This window comes from Frankia sp. AgKG'84/4 (assembly GCF_023242965.2).
GTDB lineage: Bacteria > Actinomycetota > Actinomycetes > Frankiales > Frankiaceae > Frankia.
Map to the genome: position 1 here is coordinate 1 of NZ_JALKFU020000812.1, position 1,045 is coordinate 1,045.

Below are 1,045 nucleotides of genomic sequence, written 5' to 3' on the forward strand. Positions count from 1 at the left end.
CGACGTTCAGCGTCGTCGCGCCGCCTGGTGCGCAGGAGATCGAGTTCCGGCTGAAGAACCCGTCGTCGAAGACGAAGCCCGGTGACATCGCGCCAGCTCCGCCGCCGCGGTACATCCGTTCCGTGCCGGCGTACTTCAACCCGGCCGACCGCCTGGAGCTCATGAACGAGCTGAGCATCGACCGGGCGATGATGTGGCCGACCCTGGCCAGCCTGCTCGAGGAACGCCTCGCGGACGATCCGGACAGCACCGTCATCGTCATCCGCGCCCTCAACCAGTGGATGCACGAGCACTGGACGTACAACTTCGAGAACCGGATCTTCCCGACTCCGATCATCACCCTGCCGGTGCTCGACGAGGCGCTGCGCGAGCTTGACTACGTCGTCGAGCGGGGCGCCCGGGCGATCCTGGTCCGGCCGGCGCCCGTGCCCGGCTACAACGGCCGGCGCCGGTCCTTCGCCCTGCCGGAGTTCGACCCGTTCTGGAAGCGGGTCGAGGAGGCCGGTATCGCCGTCGGCATGCACGCCTCCGATGACGGGTCCCAGCGCTACCTCAACGACTGGGAGGGCGCCGGCGGGGCGGAGTACCTGCCGTTCAAGAGCAAGCGGTCGGTCTTCCACACGGTCGTGGACAGCGAGCACCGCTGTATCAAGGACCAGATCACCTCGATCATCGGGCACGGCCTGGCGCTGCGGTTCCCGAAGCTGCGCTTCCTGCCGATCGAGAACGGCAGCTCCTGGGCGCGTCCGCTGGTGACGCAGTTCGAGAAGCTGTACGAGCGCGAGCCGGGGCTGTTCGACGAGGATCCGATGGTGACCTGGCGGCGCAGCATCTTCGTCCACCCCTTCCACGAGGAGGACGTCGTCGGTCTCGTCCAGCTGCTGGGGGCGGACAACGTGCTGTTCGGCTCCGACTATCCGCACCCGGAGGGCCTGTTCGACCCGGTCACGTTCATCGACGAGCTGGACGGGCTCACCAGCGAGGAGAAGCGCAAGGTCATGGGCGCCAACCTGGCGCAGGTCATGGGGATCGACCCCGCCGAGAA

The 1,045-nt window shown here is 67.7% G+C and carries 1 protein-coding gene; it reads left to right on the forward strand.

Annotated features, from left to right (window positions below; translation table 11 throughout):
• Positions 1 to 1,045: amidohydrolase family protein (locus tag MXD58_RS25400; RefSeq protein ID WP_250610186.1), on the forward strand; the 1,045-nt coding region annotated here is incomplete at both ends.